Source organism: Endozoicomonas sp. ONNA2 (assembly GCF_024606365.1).
Taxonomy (GTDB): Bacteria; Pseudomonadota; Gammaproteobacteria; order Pseudomonadales; family Endozoicomonadaceae; genus Endozoicomonas.
Genome location: NZ_JAHHPO010000903.1, coordinates 1 through 1,510 on the forward strand (window position 1 = coordinate 1; position 1,510 = coordinate 1,510).

A 1,510-nucleotide genomic window follows, 5' to 3' on the forward strand; every position below is an offset into this window, starting at 1 on the left:
GACTCTGCTCCCGTGTCACACCGTGTGCTTCGTGGTTCCAATTCAAGACCCGCAATACGTAGAAACCAGTCCGCCTGCACTCGTTCGCAGAAGCTAAAGAAAGAATAGACAGTAGTACTATCAGGAAGAATTCCTTAATGTCCACCCTAAGTACACCTGTTAACACAGGCAGTGGTGGGTTCAGGGGATCTGACCTTGATGATCCGGGAACTTTTACACGCTTTGATGGACTAAAATTCGAATACTTAATAATACCAAGACCACCGAAACTGTCAGAAATGCTGCCGCCAAAGGCATTGCTGAACTCATCATCGAAAAATTGGATAAAGGTGATCAATCACTGCAAACGAAAATTCAGAACACTTTCAATCCTCCAAAAGAAACTTGCCCTGATAATGACAGTGAAAAGCAAGAAGCAACTACACTACAACTACGACTAAACAACTCAGCATAGCCAGAAATATAAGATTCCATATGGGCAGCTACTTATGGATTCCTTAGCCGGATTTTTTGCTACATCATTCACATGAATTATTTCCGTTTTGCCTGAAAAAATTGTTCAGTAACGGATGCCCCGCTGATATATCATCTGAACATGAAAGGCAGGGTCCCGGATGCCATGATTCCAGGCCCCGACAAAGATGTTGAGATCGACATAAAGGAAGTACTTTTTAAGGCGTGTGGCTTTGAATGACCGATATACCAGGTAATACGCCTACGTGACTATTGAGAGGTCAGTGCGCTGGTGACAATGCCTTCAGAACAGCCTTCAGGGTATTATAATTAGCCTTCAAAGAGCCACCGAGGTAGGCGAATTCCAGCAGTGACTGGTCAGGTTTCCAACCATTGGAGAGACGGTAGATAACACCCACCACACCCCCAAGCTGAGTGCCTCCGACGCTGTGAACATAAACCGGAGCAGGATGGGCACTTAATTGTTCAACAATATGCCGGACCTGGCCTTGGTCAAGGCTGGCATTCCTGTCAAAGGATAAATCAACAAATTTAATACCCTCACTTTCCAGCCATTCACGTTCTTGATTAATACAGGTAATAGCAAAAACAGTTTTTATGCCAAGTTCGGCTAGACTATGGGCACCTTTAGCACTTTCCAGTTCACCACCACGGTAGAAGTGATCATCATAACGAATCAGCCAGGTTTTCAGGCCATCTTTCTTACCAAGAACCTCATAACTCTGATGGTTCCATTCATCGGCTGCAGGCGGCAAGACTCCGCGAAAGCCGGATTCCAAAGCAATGACTCTTTTCAGACCCCAGTCACAGGCTTCCTCATGGTCGGAAAGGGCACTTTGTGAGAACATATTGAGCGCCACGAAAAACACCGAAGGCATCCAGAGACGACCAGGTTTGACCAAAAACATTTCACTAACCTCAATCATTGCTTGTCAAGGTGTGATTAAAACTAGCACAACGTGGTGTTTTTTTTCTAATGAGTCCAGGAGGCTGTCCGAGAATAGCGCCCGACTGGGCGTCCCCGTAGCGAGGACGA

2 protein-coding genes and 1 pseudogene are annotated in these 1,510 nt (G+C 45.8%); 1 reads left to right on the forward strand and 2 read right to left on the reverse strand.

Going from position 1 to position 1,510, the window contains the following annotated elements; translation table 11 throughout:
* On the reverse strand, positions 1 to 337 hold a 337-nt coding region (locus KDK14_RS16040; RefSeq protein WP_257266184.1), incomplete at its 3' end, for a hypothetical protein.
* 237 nt (positions 338 to 574) lie between these two features.
* Here KDK14_RS16040 and KDK14_RS16045 point away from each other — a divergent pair.
* Positions 575 to 694 (forward strand): annotated as a pseudogene (locus tag KDK14_RS16045) (DUF1040 family protein); the annotation flags it as partial.
* Between the two features lie 40 nt (positions 695 to 734).
* Here KDK14_RS16045 and KDK14_RS16050 read toward each other — a convergent pair.
* Complete coding sequence (locus tag KDK14_RS16050; RefSeq protein WP_257266185.1) at positions 735 to 1,382, reverse strand: hypothetical protein; 648 nt, start codon at positions 1,380 to 1,382, stop codon at positions 735 to 737.
* Between the last annotated feature and the right edge of the window lie 128 nt (positions 1,383 to 1,510).